The organism is Phreatobacter sp., from assembly GCF_027532945.1.
GTDB lineage: Bacteria > Pseudomonadota > Alphaproteobacteria > Rhizobiales > Phreatobacteraceae > Phreatobacter.
This window is the reverse complement of the sequence record NZ_JAPZTZ010000018.1, coordinates 14,178-29,798: the sequence shown is the minus strand read 5'-3', so window position 1 is coordinate 29,798 and position 15,621 is coordinate 14,178. Positions and strand designations below refer to the sequence as shown.

General features: G+C 68.7%; 13 protein-coding genes. 9 read left to right on the top strand and 4 right to left on the bottom strand.

Annotated elements, in window-relative coordinates; all coding sequences use genetic code 11:
- The first annotated feature begins 131 nt into the window (after positions 1-131).
- The 3 genes from infC to hemA all read left to right on the top strand — a co-directional run bounded on the left by infC (position 132) and on the right by hemA (position 2,868).
- The gene (gene infC / locus O9344_RS14505) at positions 132-671 is read left to right on the top strand and encodes a translation initiation factor IF-3 (RefSeq protein ID WP_298478825.1); all 540 of its coding nucleotides are present in this window, start codon (positions 132-134) and stop codon (positions 669-671) included.
- 93 nt (positions 672-764) lie between these two features.
- The gene (locus O9344_RS14500) at positions 765-1,487 is read left to right on the top strand and encodes an aldolase (protein ID WP_298478666.1); all 723 of its coding nucleotides are present in this window, start codon (positions 765-767) and stop codon (positions 1,485-1,487) included.
- A gap of 151 nt (positions 1,488-1,638) precedes the next feature.
- Positions 1,639-2,868: a 5-aminolevulinate synthase gene (gene hemA / locus O9344_RS14495; RefSeq protein WP_298478663.1), complete on the top strand. Its 1,230-nt coding sequence runs from the start codon at positions 1,639-1,641 to the stop codon at positions 2,866-2,868.
- 6 nt (positions 2,869-2,874) lie between these two features.
- Here hemA and O9344_RS14490 read toward each other — a convergent pair whose 3' ends face one another.
- Positions 2,875-3,831, bottom strand: a complete 957-nt coding sequence (locus O9344_RS14490) for a DUF2336 domain-containing protein (protein WP_298478660.1) — start codon at positions 3,829-3,831, stop codon at positions 2,875-2,877.
- A 191-nt stretch (positions 3,832-4,022) separates the two neighbouring features.
- On the opposite strand from O9344_RS14490, the gene O9344_RS14485 reads away from it, so the two are divergent.
- The 6 genes from O9344_RS14485 (at position 4,023) to O9344_RS14460 (ending at position 11,221) form a co-directional block, all read left to right on the top strand.
- Complete coding sequence (locus O9344_RS14485; RefSeq protein WP_298478657.1) at positions 4,023-5,531, top strand: amidohydrolase family protein; 1,509 nt, start codon at positions 4,023-4,025, stop codon at positions 5,529-5,531.
- A gap of 7 nt (positions 5,532-5,538) precedes the next feature.
- Positions 5,539-6,486: a GTP-binding protein gene (locus tag O9344_RS14480; RefSeq protein WP_298478654.1), complete on the top strand. Its 948-nt coding sequence runs from the start codon at positions 5,539-5,541 to the stop codon at positions 6,484-6,486.
- A gap of 53 nt (positions 6,487-6,539) precedes the next feature.
- Positions 6,540-6,935, top strand: a complete 396-nt coding sequence (locus O9344_RS14475) for a DUF2946 family protein (RefSeq protein WP_298478651.1) — start codon at positions 6,540-6,542, stop codon at positions 6,933-6,935.
- A gap of 71 nt (positions 6,936-7,006) precedes the next feature.
- On the top strand, positions 7,007-9,106 hold the full coding sequence (locus O9344_RS14470; RefSeq protein WP_298478648.1) for a TonB-dependent receptor: 2,100 nt from the start codon (positions 7,007-7,009) through the stop codon (positions 9,104-9,106).
- A gap of 67 nt (positions 9,107-9,173) precedes the next feature.
- Positions 9,174-10,253 carry an energy transducer TonB gene (locus tag O9344_RS14465; protein WP_298478646.1) on the top strand — a complete coding sequence of 360 codons (1,080 nt, stop codon included), beginning with the start codon at positions 9,174-9,176 and terminating at the stop codon, positions 10,251-10,253.
- A gap of 14 nt (positions 10,254-10,267) precedes the next feature.
- On the top strand, positions 10,268-11,221 hold the full coding sequence (locus O9344_RS14460) for a DUF1775 domain-containing protein (RefSeq protein ID WP_363321941.1): 954 nt from the start codon (positions 10,268-10,270) through the stop codon (positions 11,219-11,221).
- A 26-nt stretch (positions 11,222-11,247) separates the two neighbouring features.
- Here the strand turns inward: O9344_RS14460 and O9344_RS14455 are convergent, their stop codons facing one another.
- The 3 genes from O9344_RS14455 to O9344_RS14445 form a co-directional block, all read right to left on the bottom strand.
- Positions 11,248-12,384: an acyl-CoA dehydrogenase family protein gene (locus tag O9344_RS14455; RefSeq protein WP_298478643.1), complete on the bottom strand. Its 1,137-nt coding sequence runs from the start codon at positions 12,382-12,384 to the stop codon at positions 11,248-11,250.
- 84 nt (positions 12,385-12,468) lie between these two features.
- On the bottom strand, positions 12,469-13,647 hold the full coding sequence (locus O9344_RS14450) for an ABC transporter substrate-binding protein (RefSeq protein WP_298478640.1): 1,179 nt from the start codon (positions 13,645-13,647) through the stop codon (positions 12,469-12,471).
- 107 nt (positions 13,648-13,754) lie between these two features.
- Positions 13,755-15,614, bottom strand: coding sequence for a long-chain fatty acid--CoA ligase (locus O9344_RS14445; RefSeq protein WP_298478636.1), 1,860 nt, complete (start codon positions 15,612-15,614; stop codon positions 13,755-13,757).
- Between the last annotated feature and the right edge of the window lie 7 nt (positions 15,615-15,621).

Genomic DNA, 15,621 nt, shown 5'->3' with positions numbered 1-15,621 from the left:
GACTTCTGCGGGTTTTCTCCCGATCTTCGCCGTCCTTCGGAGCATCGCCGCAGGCCAGCCTTCCAGCCATCGGGCGGGAGTGGCCGCGACCGATCCCCCGGACCCCTTCAACGACGTCAAGGAGACGCCCCATTCGCAGACCCATGAGAGCCGCCGCCCCCGTCGAGCGTGACGGGCCGCGCATCAACGACATGATCCGTGTCCGCGAGGTCCAGCTGATCGACGCCGAGGGCGAAAACCGCGGCGTCGTCCCGACGCGCGACGCCGTCCAGATGGCGGTCGAAGCCGGCCTGGACCTGGTGGAAGTGGCGCCGAACGCCGTCCCGCCCGTCTGCAAGATCATGGACTACGGCAAGTTCAAGTTCCAGGAGCAGAAGAAGGCCGCTGAGGCCCGCCGGAACCAGAAGACTGTCGAGGTCAAGGAGATCAAGCTGCGTCCCGGCATCGACGATCACGACTACGACACGAAGATGAAGGCGATGAAGCGGTTCTTCGAGGAAGGCGACAAGGTGAAGGTCACCCTGCGCTTCCGCGGCCGCGAAATGGCGCACATGGATCTCGGTGTGAAGGTCCTCGACCGGGTGAAGGTCGACACGGTGAACATTGCCAAGGTCGAGCAGGAATCGCGGCTCGAGGGCCGGCAGATGATCATGGTGCTCGCGCCCAAATGAGGGTTGCGGCCTGAGGGCCGCCAACGGCATTGTCCCGAGCGCCTGCGACACCGTCGCGGGCGCTTTCCTTTTTCAGCGGACCCGAGCGCACCCATGTCGAACCACAAGGACATCAAGACCCTGCGCCGCGAGCTTGCCGCCGCCCTCAGGCTGGCGGCGGCCCAGGAGCTCAACGAGGGCATCTGCAACCATTTCTCGGTGGTCGTGCCGGGCCCCGAGGAGCGCTACCTCATCAATCCCTATGGGATCCACTGGGGCGAGATGCGCCCCGACGACCTCCTGCTGATCGACGGCGACGGCCATATCCACGATGGCTGGGGCGAGGTCGAGGCGACAGCGCGCAACATCCATATTGCCGGCCACCGCGCCAATCCGCGCCACCAGGCGATCCTGCACGTCCACATGCCCTATGCGACCGCGCTCACCATGGTCGAGGGCGGCAAGCTGGAAATGGCGCACCAGACCGCCTGCCGCTTCCTCGGCCGGACCGCCTACCAGGGCTTCGGCGGCGTCGCGCTGAACGCCGAGGAGGGCGAGCGCATCGCCCAAGCGCAGAAGGACAATCCGCATGCCGACATCATCTTCCTCGAGCATCACGGCGTGACCATCGGCGGGCCGACGGTCGGCATCGCCTTCGATGACCTCTACTACCTGGAGCGGGCCTGCAAGCAGCAGGTGCTGGCCCAGTCCACCGGCCTGCCGCTGAAGATCATTCCCGAGGAGCAGGCCCGCCAGACCGCCCGCGAATGGATGCAGGTCCTCGAGTATCAGGCCACGAAGCATTTCGAGGCGCTGATGCGGTTGAACGGTTTGTGACAGACCTGTGCGCCGCAGCAGTGGCGCCCTAAATTGGAATGGTGCTAAACGGGCGCCCGGCCTTGATCGACGTCAAGGCCACGCCGGACGAGTGCCTGCACAGTCCGGTATCCCCCGACGTCTGCCGGGGCTCGCACAGACCGGACGAGCCATGACCTACACCGACTTTTTCCGATCGGCCATCGATCGATTGAAGGACGAACGCCGCTACCGGGTCTTCGCTGACCTCGAACGCAAGGTCGGGCAGTTCCCGCAAGCCACCTGGCATTCTCCCGACGGGCCCCGCGACGTCGTCATCTGGTGCTCGAACGACTATCTCGGCATGGGCCACCACCCCTCGGTGACGGCCGCCATGGCCGAGACGGCGATGACCATGGGCGCGGGTGCCGGCGGAACCCGCAACATTTCCGGCACCTCCCATCCGATCGTCGAGCTGGAGCGCGAGCTCGCCGACCTCCATGGCAAGGAAGCGGCCCTCGTCTTCACCTCCGGCTACATCTCCAACCAGGCCGGGATCTCCACCATCGCCAAGCTGCTGCCCGACTGCCTCATCCTGTCGGACGCGCTGAACCACAATTCGATGATCGAGGGCGTGCGCCAGTCCGGCTGCGAGCGGGTCATCTTCCGCCACAACGACCTCGCCCATCTCGAAGAGCTGCTGATCGCGGCCGGTCCCGAGCGCAACAAGCTCATCGTCTTCGAGAGCGTCTATTCGATGGACGGCGACGTCTCGCCGATCGCGGCGATCTGCGACCTCGCGGAGCGCCACCGCGCCATGACCTATATCGACGAGGTCCATGCGGTCGGCATGTACGGCCCGCGCGGCGCCGGCGTCGCCGAGCGCGACGGCCAGATGCACCGGCTCGATGTCATCGAGGGCACGCTCGGCAAGGCCTTCGGCGTCATGGGCGGCTATATTGCCGGTTCGGCCGCGGTCATCGACGCGGTGCGTTGCCATGCGCCCGGGTTCATCTTCACCACCGCCCTGCCGCCGGCGGTTGCCGCCGCGGCTGCGGCCGCCATTCGCCACCTCAAGACCTCGTCGGTCGAGCGCGACATGCAGCAGCGCCAGGCGGCGCGGGCGAAGCGTGTCCTGTCGCTTGCCGGCCTGCCGGTGATGGCGAGTGACACGCATATCGTGCCGGTGCTGGTGGGCGATGCCGAGAAGTGCAAGGCGGCGAGCGACCTGCTGCTCCGCCGGCACGGCATCTACATCCAGCCGATCAATTATCCGACCGTGCCGAAGGGCACCGAGCGGCTGCGCATCACGCCGGGCCCGGCCCATACCGACGCGATGGTCGACGACCTCGCGGCAGCGCTGCTCGATGTCTGGATGGAACTGGACCTGTCGCTGCAGCGCTACCAGGCCGCGGCGGAATAGGGCCGATCAGGCGGGGACGGGTTCGCCCGCGCGCACGCGGGCGAGCGGCAGGCGGGCCAGCACGCGGTCGATCTCGGCGGGCCGCATGAGACGGAAGCGGACCGGCGACTTGTGGACGTCGGTGAGCGGCTTGCCGGTCGCCACGCGCCAAGCGTGGATGAGCTGCTCATGGGTTTCCGCATCGACCCCGGCAATGTGGCAGATGGCGCCGAGCGCCTTCTCATCGTCGCGCTCGAGGATCTTGCGGCCGGCGTCGCGGTCGCGGCCGATGCACCGCATCAGCAGGTCCATGGCGGGCACGATCTGCCGATCCTCCGCGAGGGCCTGGAGCTGGGCAAGAAGCTCGTCACCCGTCGGCACCTGGCTCGCCGCGGGCGCGGTGAACTTGCTGGCGATGTCGGGCGGGCAGTCCGGCCGCTGCGCCAGGGTGGAGCGGACCGCGGCATCGCCGCCGTGCCTGTCGACAATGCGGGCGAAGCCTTCGGCGGTGAGCTGGGCACCGACATTGCGCACGAGCACGAGAACGGTCGCCGCCTCGCCGAGCTGGACGATGGTCTCGGCGATCAGGGCGGAGACACGCTGGCGCTTGGCGATGATCTGCATGTGCTCCTGCCGATCAGCGGCGCAGACCTTCATCATCACGTCGTCGGTGAGGTCGGGCGCCGACAGGATGGCCTCGGCCACGGCAATGACGTCACAGGCGAGGGTGGTCGCGGCCTCCGGCAGGGCGGACGAGCAGCGCGCGAGCTTCGGCGAGGCGCGCACGCGGGTCGGCATCGGCGCCTCGCGCAGCGCCTCGGCCACGATATTGTCGAGCACGAGCGCCTTGCGCGAGGCGACATCCGGCCGCTCGCGGGAAATTTCGTCAACGAGCTCCTCGACCAGCGCCCCGCGCAGCTTGGGCGCGAGGGCACCGATCATCGCGTTGATCGGCTTCAGGGCATCGTCGAGCTGCGTCGTCATCCAGGGGACCTTTGGGCCGAGAGGATGCCCAACATGTCTTAACCAGCACTGAAAATACCTGCGGTCCGGGATTGTGGATTTATGCACCATGTCGGCGCCGCGCGGCAGCCGCCCGCTGGGCTGTCTCGACTTGGCATGGCCCGCTTCTAGGATCGGCCGCGCTTGTCTCGCCCAAACCCTGGACCCTGCCCATGACCTCCGCTTCCGGCCCCTTCGACCTCGTCATCCGCGGCGGCCGCATCGTCGACCCGGCAAGCGGGCGGGACGGCACGGGCGATGTCGCGGTGAAGGACGGCAAGATCGCCGCGGTCGGCACCGTGGCGGGAGAGGGCCGGCGCGAGATCGACGCGCGCGGCCTCGTCGTCACCCCCGGCTTCATCGACCTCCACGCCCATGGGCAGACGGTCGCGGCGGACAGGATGCAGGCCTTCGACGGCGTCACCACCACGCTGGAGCTTGAGGCCGGCGTGTTGCCCATCGCGCTCTGGTACGAGACCCAGGCGCGCAAGGGCCGCGTGCTGAACTACGGCACCGCCGCCAACTGGGTCTTCGCCCGCATCGCCGCGATGATCGGCGCCGAGCCCGAGGCCGACCTCGCCTTCATGGGCCGCAATTCCAACGACAAGCGCTGGATCGAGAATGTCGCCTCCGACACCGAGGTGAAGGAGATCCTCACCCGCCTGCGCCAGGGCCTGGACGAGGGGGCCATCGGCATCGGCATCCTCAACGCCTATGCGCCGGGCGCGGGCGTGAAGGAAATGACGTCGGTGTGCCAGCTCGCCGCCGAACGCGCCGTGCCGACCTATACCCATGTCGCCTATGCCTCGAATGTCGATCCGCGCAGCTCGGTGGAGGCCTATATCCGCCTCGTCGGCTATGCGGGGGCGACCGGCGCGCACATGCATATCTGCCACTTCAACTCGACCAGCCTGCAGGACGTGGAGCAGGCGTCGCGGCTGATCGCCAAGGCCCAGGCGCAGGGCCTGAACATCACCGTTGAAGCCTATCCCTATGGCACCGGCTCGACCGTGCTGGGCGCGACCTTCTTCGCCGATCCGCAGTTCAAGGAGCGCACCGGCGGGACCTATGAGGCCATCGAGATGGTCGATACCGGCCGCACGTTCCACAATCGCGAGGAACTGCTCGCCGCCCAGGCGCAGGATCCCGGCTCGCTGGTTCTGTGGCATTTCCTCGACGTCGAGGCCAATCCGCGCCATCGCGACCTGCTCGACGTGTCGATCCTCCATCCCGGCGGCGCCATCGCCTCGGATGCCATGCCCTGGACCAATCCGGACGGCTCGGTCTACGACGGCGAGGCCTGGCCGCTCCCCGAGGGCACGAGCTCGCATCCGCGCTCATCCGGCACCTTCACGCGGTTCCTGCGCCAGTATGTCCGCGAGCGCGCCATGCTGCCGCTGATCGACGGCATCGCCAAGTGCACGCTGATCCCGGCCGACATCCTCGGCCCCAGCACGCCGGCGATGCGGGCCAAGGGCCGGCTCGCGGTCGGCGCCGATGCCGACATCGCCGTGTTCGACTGGGACAGCCTCACCGACCGCGCCGAGTTCAAGGCGATGAACCGCGCGGCGGAGGGCATGCGCCACGTCATCGTCAATGGCGAGCCCGTCATCACCGACGGCGCGCTGGTGCGCGAGGCGCGACCCGGCAAGCCCGTCCGGCGGCCGGTGAAGGTCGGCTGAGGCGGCAATGGCCGTTCCGGTCATTCTCGTCACCGGCTTCCTCGGTGCCGGCAAGACGACGCTGATCAACCACCTGCTCACCCATGCCGGCGGCCGCCGGCTGGCCGCGGTGGTCAATGATTTCGGCGCGGTGAACATCGACGCGGCGCTCATCGCCGAGAACGCCGACGGCGTCATGAGCCTCGCCAATGGCTGTATCTGCTGCTCGCTGCAGGGCGACCTCCTGAGGACCCTGTCGAGCCTGCTGCGGCGCGACCCGTGCCCTGAGGGCATCGTCATCGAGACGAGCGGCGTGTCGGACCCGGCCGAGGTGGTGCGGACGCTGCTCGATCCGGTGGTCTGGCGTGAGGCGCCGCTGGAGACGGTGATCGCGGTGGCCGATGCCGCGGCGCTTGCTGCCGATCCGGCCCTGCTTGATGACACGCTCTGCCGCTCGCAGGTGGCGAGCGCCGACATCGTGGCGCTCAACAAGGCGGATCTCGTCGACGCGGCGGGGCTGGCCCGCGCCCGCGCCGCTCTGACGCGGCTCAAGCCCGAGCGGGTGATCTTCGACGCCAGCGCGGGCGCCATCGCCCCCGAACTCGCCTTTGCCGGAACCGGCCACCAGCCGGTCGCGCCGGACCCGCGCGCCGCGGAGCGGGCGCGCTTCGCCACGCCGCGTTTCGAGAGCACGACCTTCGAAAGCAGCGAGCCCCTCTCGCTGCCCGGCTTCCAGCAGGCGATGACACGGCTCGCCCCACACCTCATCCGCGCCAAGGGCTTCGTCTCCTTCGCCGAGCATCCCGGCCGGGTCATGCTCTTCCAGCTCGTCGGCGATCGGGCGACGCTCGGTCCGGCGCCACCGGGAGCGGAACCGGGCGCGACACGCCTCGTGCTCATCGCCGAGATGGGCCGGCTCACCGCGAGCGGCGCCGAGGAGGCGCTCAACCGTTGCGTGACCGCCACGCCGGCCTGATCCTTCACAACCGGCGATTGACTTCGCGGGGCGTGGGGCGGTAGCTGACCGCCATGTGGCTTTTCCGTGGCGACCGTTTCAAGACCGCGCGCAGCGTCCTCGCTGCGACGCTGATCTATGTCGTCGCCGCCACCGGCATGCTCGGCTCCATCGCGCGGGCCGCCAGCGGGCTTGAATCCTCTGGCTTCGTGGTGATCTGCACCATGGAGGGAACCGGCATCGCTGCCGATGGCTCCGGCCCGGTCACCAAGGCGCAGACGGCGCAGCATTGCGGCCTCTGCCAGGCCGGCACCGCCATTGCCACGCCGCCTGTCTCCGAGGGCGTGCCGGTCGCCGAGCCGGTCGCCGCCCCGCTGCCGCTCGCCCGACCCGCCCTGCTCGCACCCATCCGCTCCTTCGAGGGCTGGATCGGCACGCGGCCACCCCGCGCGCCTCCTTTCGCCATCTGATCACGACCTGAACCTTCGGGAGCGGCCTTCGCGCCGTCCCGCGTCGTCATCATTTGTCGAAACGCGCCATCATGAACCGCATCTCTCCGACGCGCGCGGGGCTCATTGCCCTTGCCGCGGCCTCGCCCCTCGCCATTGCGACCGCTGAGGCCCAGACCACCGAACTGCCGACCATCACCATCGAGGGCCAGCCCTCCGGGACCGGGACCGGCGGCAGCCTGACCTCTCCGGCCATCGAGACGCAGCGCCGCGCCGTGCAGAGCACCGCCGGCTCGGTCTCGCATATCGATGCCGAGACCACCCGCAACACCTATGCGACGAACCTGCGCGACGTCCTTCAGGACACGCCGGGCGTTCTCGTGCAGAACCGCTACAGCCAGGAGATCCGCCTCTCCATCCGCGGCTCGGGCCTGGCCCGCGCCTTCCACACCCGCGGCATCGAGATCCTGCAGGACGGCGTGCCGACCAACCTCGCCGACGGCTCCGGCGACTTCTACCAGATCGACCCGCTGGCCCTGCGCGCCATCGAAGTGTTCCGCGGCGGCAACGCCCTGCCCTTCGGCTCCTCGACGCTCGGCGGCGCCATCAATTTCGTGACGCCGACCGCGTACACGGCGACCGCGCCCAACGTGTTCAGCATCGAGGCCGGCTCCTTTGGCACGATCCGCGGCCATGGCTCGGTGTCGCGGGTGATGGGCGACTGGGACTTCCACGCCTCCGGTACCGTCACCCATTCGGACGGCTGGCGCGCCCACGAACAGCAGACCCTTGGCCATTTCAACGCCAATGTCGGCCGGCGCATCTCCGATCGCGTCGAGGCGCGCTTCTATGTCGGCGCCTACTACACGGACGTGAAGCTGCCGGGCACACTGACCTACGGGGCGGCGATGACCAATCCGCGCCAGGCCTCTGCAACGGCCCTCTCCGGTGACCAGGCCCGCAACACCTATGTCCAGCGCTTCGCCAACGTCACCTCGATCAAGCTGGACTTCGGCCAGCTCGACATCACCAGTTGGGCGATCCACAAGCACCTCAACCACCCGATCTTCCAGGTGCTCGACCAGGACGGCTGGACCTACGGCATCTCGCCGCGCTTCACCGGTTCGTTCAACCTCGGCGGCTATCGCAACGACCTGATCGTCGGCGCGCGCATCTTCGCCGGTACCAACCAGGCGTTCCAGTTCGTCAATGCCGGCAATGCCGTACGCGGCGTGCAGACGGTGAACGCCCGCCAGCTCGCCTCCAACTATGAGACCTGGTTCGAGAACCGCTTCTTCATCCTGCCGCAGCTGGCGCTCACCGCCGGAATGAAGGCCTATGTGGCGAAGCGCGACTTCTCCGGCACGCTCAACATGAACACCCTGCCGGTGGCGGTGGATACGGGCATCACCTATTCCGGCGTCAATCCGCGGGTTGGCCTGCTGTGGGAACCGGTGCGCGACGTCCAGGTCTTCGCCAACATCACCCGCTCGTCCGATGTGCCGGACTTCTCCGACCTGACGCAGACGACGGCCACCACCACCGCCTTCGTGCCGTTGAAGGCGCAGACCGGCACCACCTTCGAGGTGGGCACCCGGGGCCGCTACGGCGCCTTCACCTGGGAGGCGACGGCCTATCGGGCGGACCTGCGCAACCAGATGCTGCAGTTCAACACCGGCGTCGGCATCCCCGCCGCCACGTTCAACGCGCCGCGCACGCAGTTGCAGGGTGTCGAACTCGCCGCGAGCGTTGATCTCTCGCGCAACCTCACCGGCCACGATGACCGCCTGACGCTGAAGCAGGTCTGGACCTGGTCCGACTTCCGCTTCGTGAACGACCCGACCTACGGCAACAATCGCCTGCCGCTGGCGCCCGAGCACGTGCTGCGGACGTCGCTGACCTATGCCCATCCCGCCGGCTTCTCGATCACGCCGGCCATCGACATCGTGCCGCAGGGCGCCCTGGTCGATTATCGCAACACGTTCCGCGTGCCGGGATATGCGCTGTTCGGTGTGAGCGCGGCGGCGAAGCTGCCGAATGGCGGCGAGGCCTTCGTCGACATCCGCAACATCGCGGACAAGCGCTATATCTCCGATTTCGGCCCGGTGGTGCAGTACAATCCGGCGAGCACCGCCACCTTCTATCCGGGCACCGGCCGCAGCATCTATGGCGGCGTCCGGGTGAAGTTCTGATGTAATGTTGTATCATCGGCCAGGGCGCCCGCGCCCCGGCCCTCCCCCGTCCCGCGCCAGGACCCCCATGCGCCTCGACACCGAAATCGCCGTGCTGGATGCGCCGGCCCCGCAAGGGGTCGCGGTGCCGGCCGTGCGCGTCGCGGCGGTGGCGGTGGAGGGCGCGGTGGCGCCCGCCGTGGCGGCGCTGGTTGCAGCGCCGTCGGCCGAGACGGCACCGCTGCCGGTGGTGCCGGAGGGCACGGCCATTGCGGTCGCGTCCCGCTGGCGGCTTCTCCTCGCCATCACCGCCATTGCCTCGGTGGCACTGCACGGGGTCGTCATCGCCGCCTTCATGACCATGAGCACCACGCCGCAGCGGGCCGACCTTCCGGCGGTGGAGGTGGAGATGGTCGAGGCGGATGCCGAACCGCCGCCAGCCGCCGCTGCGGCCGCGACGGAGGCCATGCCGGTGAAGCAACCGCCGGACATGGCACCGGCGGAGATCGCCCTGCCGCCGATGGAGGAGATCCCGCTTCCCGCCGATCTCATGCCGCCACCCGTGGCCGAGGCGCCGGCGCCTCCGGTGGAGGTCGCGGAAGCCCCACCGCCGCCGCAACCTGAGCCGATGGTGGAGCGCCCCATCGTCATCGAGCCGCCGGCGGAGATTCCGGCGCTCTCGGCGGAACTGACCCCGCCCCGACCACCGCCAGTGGCCGTGCCGGCCCCAGTGCAGCCCATCGTCCAGCCGCGCCGCGAGCCACCACGGCCGGTCGTGCGCCGCGAGGAGCCGGCGCGCGAGCGGGTCGCCCGGCCCGCGCCGCCACGTCCGCCAAGCCCGCCTTCCGCGGCCTCGGAGGGGCGCGGGGTGACCGCACGGGCGACACCACGGACATCGTCGCCGCCGCCAAGCTACCTCGCTCTCGTCATGGCGCAGCTCCACCGCGCCAAGCCCGCCAGCGCCGGCCAGACCGGCCGCGCCGTGGTGCGCTTTTCCATCCTGCGATCCGGCGCGGCCGGCGGTGTCAGCCTCGCCAGTTCCTCCGGCAATACAATCGTCGACCAGGCCGCCGTCGCCATGGTCCGGCGCGCCGCACCCTTCCCGCCGCTTCCCGCCGAATATGGCCCGGCGGCCATGCCCCTCACCGTTCCCGTCGCCTTCCGCTGATCCAAGGTCTTGCCATGTCCCGCATGATTGCCCCCCGCCTGATCCCTGCCGCCCTGCTGGCTCTCATCGCCGTAAGCCCCGCGAGCGCCCACATCACGCTGGAGACCGGCTCGGCCGCGCCCGGCTCCTACAAGGCGGTGTTGCGGGTGCCGCACGGCTGCGGCACGCAGGCCACCACCGGCATCACCGTGACGATCCCCGAAGGCGTTCACTCGGTGAAGCCGCAGCCGAAGCCGGGCTGGACGCTGGCCACGACGGTCCGCCCCTATCAGCGGACCTACACCAATCACGGCCGCGAGGTGCGCCAGGGCGTGCAGGAGATCCGCTGGTCCGGCGGCTCGCTGCCCAACGAGCACTATGACGAGTTCGTCTTCATCGGCCAGATCGACGGCACGCTGGCCGCCGCCGGCACGGTGCATTTCCCCGTCGTGCAGACCTGCGCCGGCGGCGAGCATCGCTGGACTGAAATCCCGGTTGCCGGCAGCCAGGCCCGCCTCGCCTCGCCGGCCCCGAGCCTGCGGATCGTTGCAGCGGCAGCTCCCGCCCCGGCCGCGGTGCAGGTGGGCGCGCTCCGCATCGCCCAGGCCTGGACACGCGCGACGCCGGGCGGCGCCCGCGTCGCCGGCGGCTATCTCACCGTCACCAATACCGGCACCACGCCCGACCGACTGGTGGGCGGTGCCGCCGCCTTCGCCGAACGCGTCGAGATCCACGAGATGGCGACGCAGAACGGCGTGATGACCATGCGACCGATCGCCGGTGGCATCGCCATCGCTCCGGGCCAGACGGTCGAGCTGAAGCCCGGCGGGCTGCATGTGATGTTCATGGGCCTGCGCAACGGTCTCACCGAGGGCCAGACGGTCAAGGTGACGCTGGAGTTCGAGACAGCCGGCAAGGTCGAGATCGACCTCGCGGTTGGCGGCCTCGGTGCCCGCTCGGCGCCGGCCGGCGAGCATCACCACCACTGACGCAGCGGCGGGGCCTCAGGGCCCCGCTACAGCCCCATCTGGCGGCTGGCGAGGTCCTTCATGATCTCCTCGGTGCCGCCGCCGATGGCATTGACCTTCACCTCGCGATAGATGCGCTCGACCTTGACGCCGCGCATGTAGCCGGCGCCGCCGAAGATCTGCACGGCCTCGGAGGCGCAATGCGCCAGGGTCTGCGTCGCCTGGTTCTTCAGGAGGCAGATCTCGGGGACGGGATCGTCACCCTGTTCCAGCCGCCAGGTCAGCAGTTCCAGCCAGGCCTGCGAGGTCTCCACCTTCTGGTGCATGTCCACGAGCTTGTGGCGGATGACCTGGTGCTGGGTCAGCGTCTTGCCGAAGGTGACGCGCTGGCCGGCATAGGCACAGGCCTCGTCGAGGCAGACGCGGGCGAGCGCGATGCAGCCCGCGGCCATGGTCAGGCGCTCGTGGTTGAAGTTGCGCATGATGATCTTGAAGCCGGCGCCCTCCTGCCCGAGGAGATTGCCGATGGGCACGCGCACGTCGTCGAAATGCAGCGTCGCGGTGTCGGAGGCCCACCAGCCCATTTTCTTCAGCGGGGTGCGGGTGAAGCCGGGGGCGTCGCGCTCGATGACGAGGAGGCTGACGCCGCCCGGGCCCTCGCCCCCCGTTCGCACCGCGACCGTGTAGCAGTCGGCGCGCATGCCTGACGTGATGAAGGTCTTCTCGCCGTTGACCACGTAGTGGTCGCCATCGCGACGGGCTGAGGTGCGTAGGCTGGCCACATCGGAGCCGCCGCCGGGCTCGGTGATGGCGAGGGCAGCGATCCTCTCGCCGGCGAAGATGGCCGGCAGCAGCCGCGCCTTCAGCGCCTCGGACCCTGCCGCGACGATGGGCGGTGCGCCGATGGCGTGGCTCATCAGGCTGGCATTGACGCCGCCGGCGCCATGGCGGGCGAGTTCCTGCGTGGCGATGATCCACATGAAGCGGTCGGCGGGAATGCCGCCATAGGCCTCGGGAAAGCCGAGGCCGAGGAGACCGATGGCGGCCGCCTTCCGGTAGAGCTCGCGGGGAAATTCCTCGGCCTCGTCCCAGGCATGGGCGAAGGGCTCGATCTCGCGGGCGACGAAGCGGCGGACCTGGTCGCGGAAGGCTTCGTGATCGGCGGTGTAGAAGGGGTGGGCCATGGCGGCTCCCGCCGGCCCGCGGCCGGCTCATGCGCAAGATGACGCCGCCGGCCTGTTGGCCGGCGGCGCCAGGGATGCGGGGCGTCAGTTGGTCGGCGCGGCGCCGGTCAGCCAGCTGCGGGTGACGACCCAGCGGCCGTTCTGCACCTGGGAGAGGCGGGCGTCGTTGTTGCAGAGGCGGTTCTGCGGGGTGATGTTGCAGGGCCGCTGCTCGAAGGGCGTCTGGGCGGGCGGGTTGGTCTCCACCGCGCGCAGGAAGCTCTCCACCGTCAGGGCCTGGCCCGCCTTGTTCGCCGCCTGGAAGAAGGCGTCGGCGATCTGCCAGCCATAGGCCGAGAACACCGTCGGATCCTCGCCGAACTTCACCTTGTAGCGGGCGGCCCAGTCGCGGATCTGCTGGCTCGGATCGTCGGGATAGGGATGGGCGGTGGTCATCATGGCGTAGAAGCCATTGGCCACCGGCCCGCCGAGCTGCGGGATGAGGTGGGTATAGGCGGCAGAGGTGCCGACGAAGGTGGCGTCGAGGCCGATCTTGCGGGCCTCGGCCAGCACGCCGACCGTCTCGCGGATGATGGTGCCCATCAGCACGAGGTCGCAGTTCGCCGCCTTCATGCGGGCGACCTGCGAGGAGAACTCGGTGGCGCCGCGCTTGTAGGTGGTGCGCTCCACGAAGGTCTGGTTGACGAGGCCGAGGGCCGCCTCACCACCGCGCATGACCTCGAGGCCGAACTCGTCGTCCTGGTAGACCACGCAGACGCGCTTGGCATCCTTCTGCTTGATGATGTCGGGAAGCGTCGTGCGCACCTGGTCGAAATAGGAGGCGGCGAAGGCGAGCTTCAGCGGGGTGGGCGGCTGGTACATTTCGCGCGCCGCAGTGACGGGGAAGAAGTTCGGCACGTTGCGCTCGAACTGGATAGGCATCGCCGCCATGTTCTGCGCCGTGCCGATATGGCCGACCATGGCGAAGATGCGGTCGGAATTGACCAGTTTCTGCGCCGCCAGCAGGGCCTTGCGCGGGTCGTAGCCGCTGTCCTCGACGAGGAGGCGCACCTGGCGGCCATTGATGCCGCCACGGGCGTTCAGCTCATCGAAATACATCTGGAGCCCGGCCCGGGTCTGCTTGCCATAGGCGGCGAGCGGGCCGGACAGGTCCTGGATCGAGCCGATCGTGATCTGGTTGTTGGTGACGCCCTGGGTCTGGGCGAGCGCTGTTCCGGAGACCAGCGTCGCCGCGAGGGCAAGGCCTTTGAAAAGCGTCTTCATCGGGGTTCCTCCATCGGGTGAGCCCGGTTGATCCGGGTCTGTGGGGTGGGGCCGTCGGGCGGCCTTGTCGGAAATGCTAGTCGAAAGACCTCAGCGCCGGTAGCGGGTCACGCCGCGGCGCTGCGGTACATGCCGGCGATGAGATCGGCATATTTCTTCTGCACGAGATTGCGCTTCAGCTTCATCGTTGGCGTCAGCTCCTCGTCCTCGGCGGTGAGGCGTTGCTCGATGAGGCGGAAGGTCTTCACCTGCTCGACGCGGGCGAATTTCGCGTTGACCCGATCGACCTCCGACTGGATGAGCGCCACCACCTCGGGGGCGCGGCAGAGGCTCGCATAGTTCGAGAAGGGGATGTCGTTGTCCTGGGCGAACTTCTCGACATTCTCCTGGTCGATCATGACGAGGGCGGTCAGATAGGGCAGCCGGTCGCCGATGATGACGGCGTCGGTGATGTAGGGCGAGAATTTCAGCTCGTTCTCGATCTCCGAGGGCGTGATGTTCTTGCCGCCGGCGGTGATGATGATGTCCTTCATCCGGTCGGTGATGCGGAAGAAGCCTTCGTTGTCGACGGTGCCGACATCGCCGGTGTGGAGCCAGCCGTCGCGGATCGTCTCGGCTGTCTTTTCGGGCTGGTTGAGATAGCCCCTGATGATGGTGGGGCCGCGAGCGAGGATCTCGCCATGCTCGCCGATGCGCATCTCGATGGCGCTGGTGGGCCGGCCGATCGTGCCGGGCTTGATGCGCTCGACGGGCACGACCGAGCCGGCGCCTGACGTCTCGGTCATGCCCCAGACCTCAAGCATCGGGACACCGAGGGCAAAGTACCAGCGGATGAGATCGGGGGAGATGGGCGCTGCACCCGTCACCAGGAACCGGCAGCGGTGGATGCCGATGGCCTTGCGGACATTGTTCAGCGCCAGCCAGCGGCCGAGCGTGACCTTCATGCGCAGCCCGAGCGGCACCTCCTTGCCGTCGATCAGCAATTCCGCGGCCTGCTTGCCCTGCTCGATGGCCCAGCCATAGAGCGCCCGCTGCAGCGGCGTCGCCTCCTTCAGCCGGATCATCACCGCCGAGTAGAACTTCTCCCAGATGCGCGGCACGGCGAAGAAGATCGTCGGGGCGATTTCGCGGACATTATCCGGCACCGTCTCGGGGTTCTCGACGAAGTTCAGCGTGGCGCCCGAATAGAGCGCCAGGAACTGGCCGCCGACGCGCTCCGCCACGTGGCAGAGCGGCAGGAAGGCCATGCGCTGGTCATCCTCGTTCTGGCGGATCGACTCGTTGGAGATGACCGAGATGGCCGCAAGGATGTTGCGATGGGTGATCATCGCGCCCTTGGGCTTGCCGGTCGTGCCGGAGGTATAGACGAGGATGGCGAGATCCTCAGGGCCGCGACTGGCGAGGCGGCGCTCCCATTCGCCGGTGTCGGCGGCATGGGCCTCGGCCCCGAGGCGGCGAAGGTCGTCGAGGGTCATCACCTGCGGATCGGAGAAGTGGCGCAGGCCCTCGGTCTCCATGACGATGATCTTGCGCAGGGATGGCACCGCGTCGCGCACGGCGAGGATCTTGTCGAGCTGCTCCTCGTCCTCGACCACGACGAAGACCGAGGCCGAGTCGGTCATCAGGTACTCGCACTGGGGCGGGGCGTCGGTCGGATAGATGCCATTGGAGACGCCGCCGGCACAGATGATTCCATAGTCGGCAAAGGACCATTCCTGCCGGGTGTTAGCGAGAATGGAGACGACCTCGCCGGGCTGGAGGCCGAGGGCGACGAGACCCATGCCGATCTCGCGGACGGCATCGCCCATGCCGGTCCAGGTGGTCTCCTTCCACAGGCCGAACTCCTTCTGGCGGACGGCAACCTTGGCCCCGCGCCGCCGCACGGCGTCGGCAAAGACCTTGGAGACAGTATCGCCCTCGGGGAGCACGGCGGGGCGGATGGCCTGGTTCGGCCAGATGTCAAACATGGCGGCC

Excerpts from the sequence above, each read along its gene's own strand:
- O9344_RS14480 (WP_298478654.1), top strand. The coding sequence starts at position 5,539 with ATGGCCGTTCCGGTCATTCTCGTCACCGGCTTCCTCGGTGCCGGCAAG.
- O9344_RS14490 (WP_298478660.1), bottom strand. The coding sequence starts at position 3,831 with ATGACGACGCAGCTCGACGATGCCCTGAAGCCGATCAACGCGATGATC.
- O9344_RS14465 (WP_298478646.1), top strand. The coding sequence starts at position 9,174 with ATGCGCCTCGACACCGAAATCGCCGTGCTGGATGCGCCGGCCCCGCAA.
- O9344_RS14445 (WP_298478636.1), bottom strand. The coding sequence starts at position 15,614 with ATGTTTGACATCTGGCCGAACCAGGCCATCCGCCCCGCCGTGCTCCCC.
- O9344_RS14500 (WP_298478666.1), top strand. The coding sequence starts at position 765 with ATGTCGAACCACAAGGACATCAAGACCCTGCGCCGCGAGCTTGCCGCC.
- O9344_RS14455 (WP_298478643.1), bottom strand. The coding sequence starts at position 12,384 with ATGGCCCACCCCTTCTACACCGCCGATCACGAAGCCTTCCGCGACCAG.
- O9344_RS14475 (WP_298478651.1), top strand. The coding sequence starts at position 6,540 with ATGTGGCTTTTCCGTGGCGACCGTTTCAAGACCGCGCGCAGCGTCCTC.
- O9344_RS14470 (WP_298478648.1), top strand. The coding sequence starts at position 7,007 with ATGAACCGCATCTCTCCGACGCGCGCGGGGCTCATTGCCCTTGCCGCG.
- hemA (WP_298478663.1), top strand. The coding sequence starts at position 1,639 with ATGACCTACACCGACTTTTTCCGATCGGCCATCGATCGATTGAAGGAC.
- O9344_RS14460 (WP_363321941.1), top strand. The coding sequence starts at position 10,268 with ATGTCCCGCATGATTGCCCCCCGCCTGATCCCTGCCGCCCTGCTGGCT.
- O9344_RS14485 (WP_298478657.1), top strand. The coding sequence starts at position 4,023 with ATGACCTCCGCTTCCGGCCCCTTCGACCTCGTCATCCGCGGCGGCCGC.
- O9344_RS14450 (WP_298478640.1), bottom strand. The coding sequence starts at position 13,647 with ATGAAGACGCTTTTCAAAGGCCTTGCCCTCGCGGCGACGCTGGTCTCC.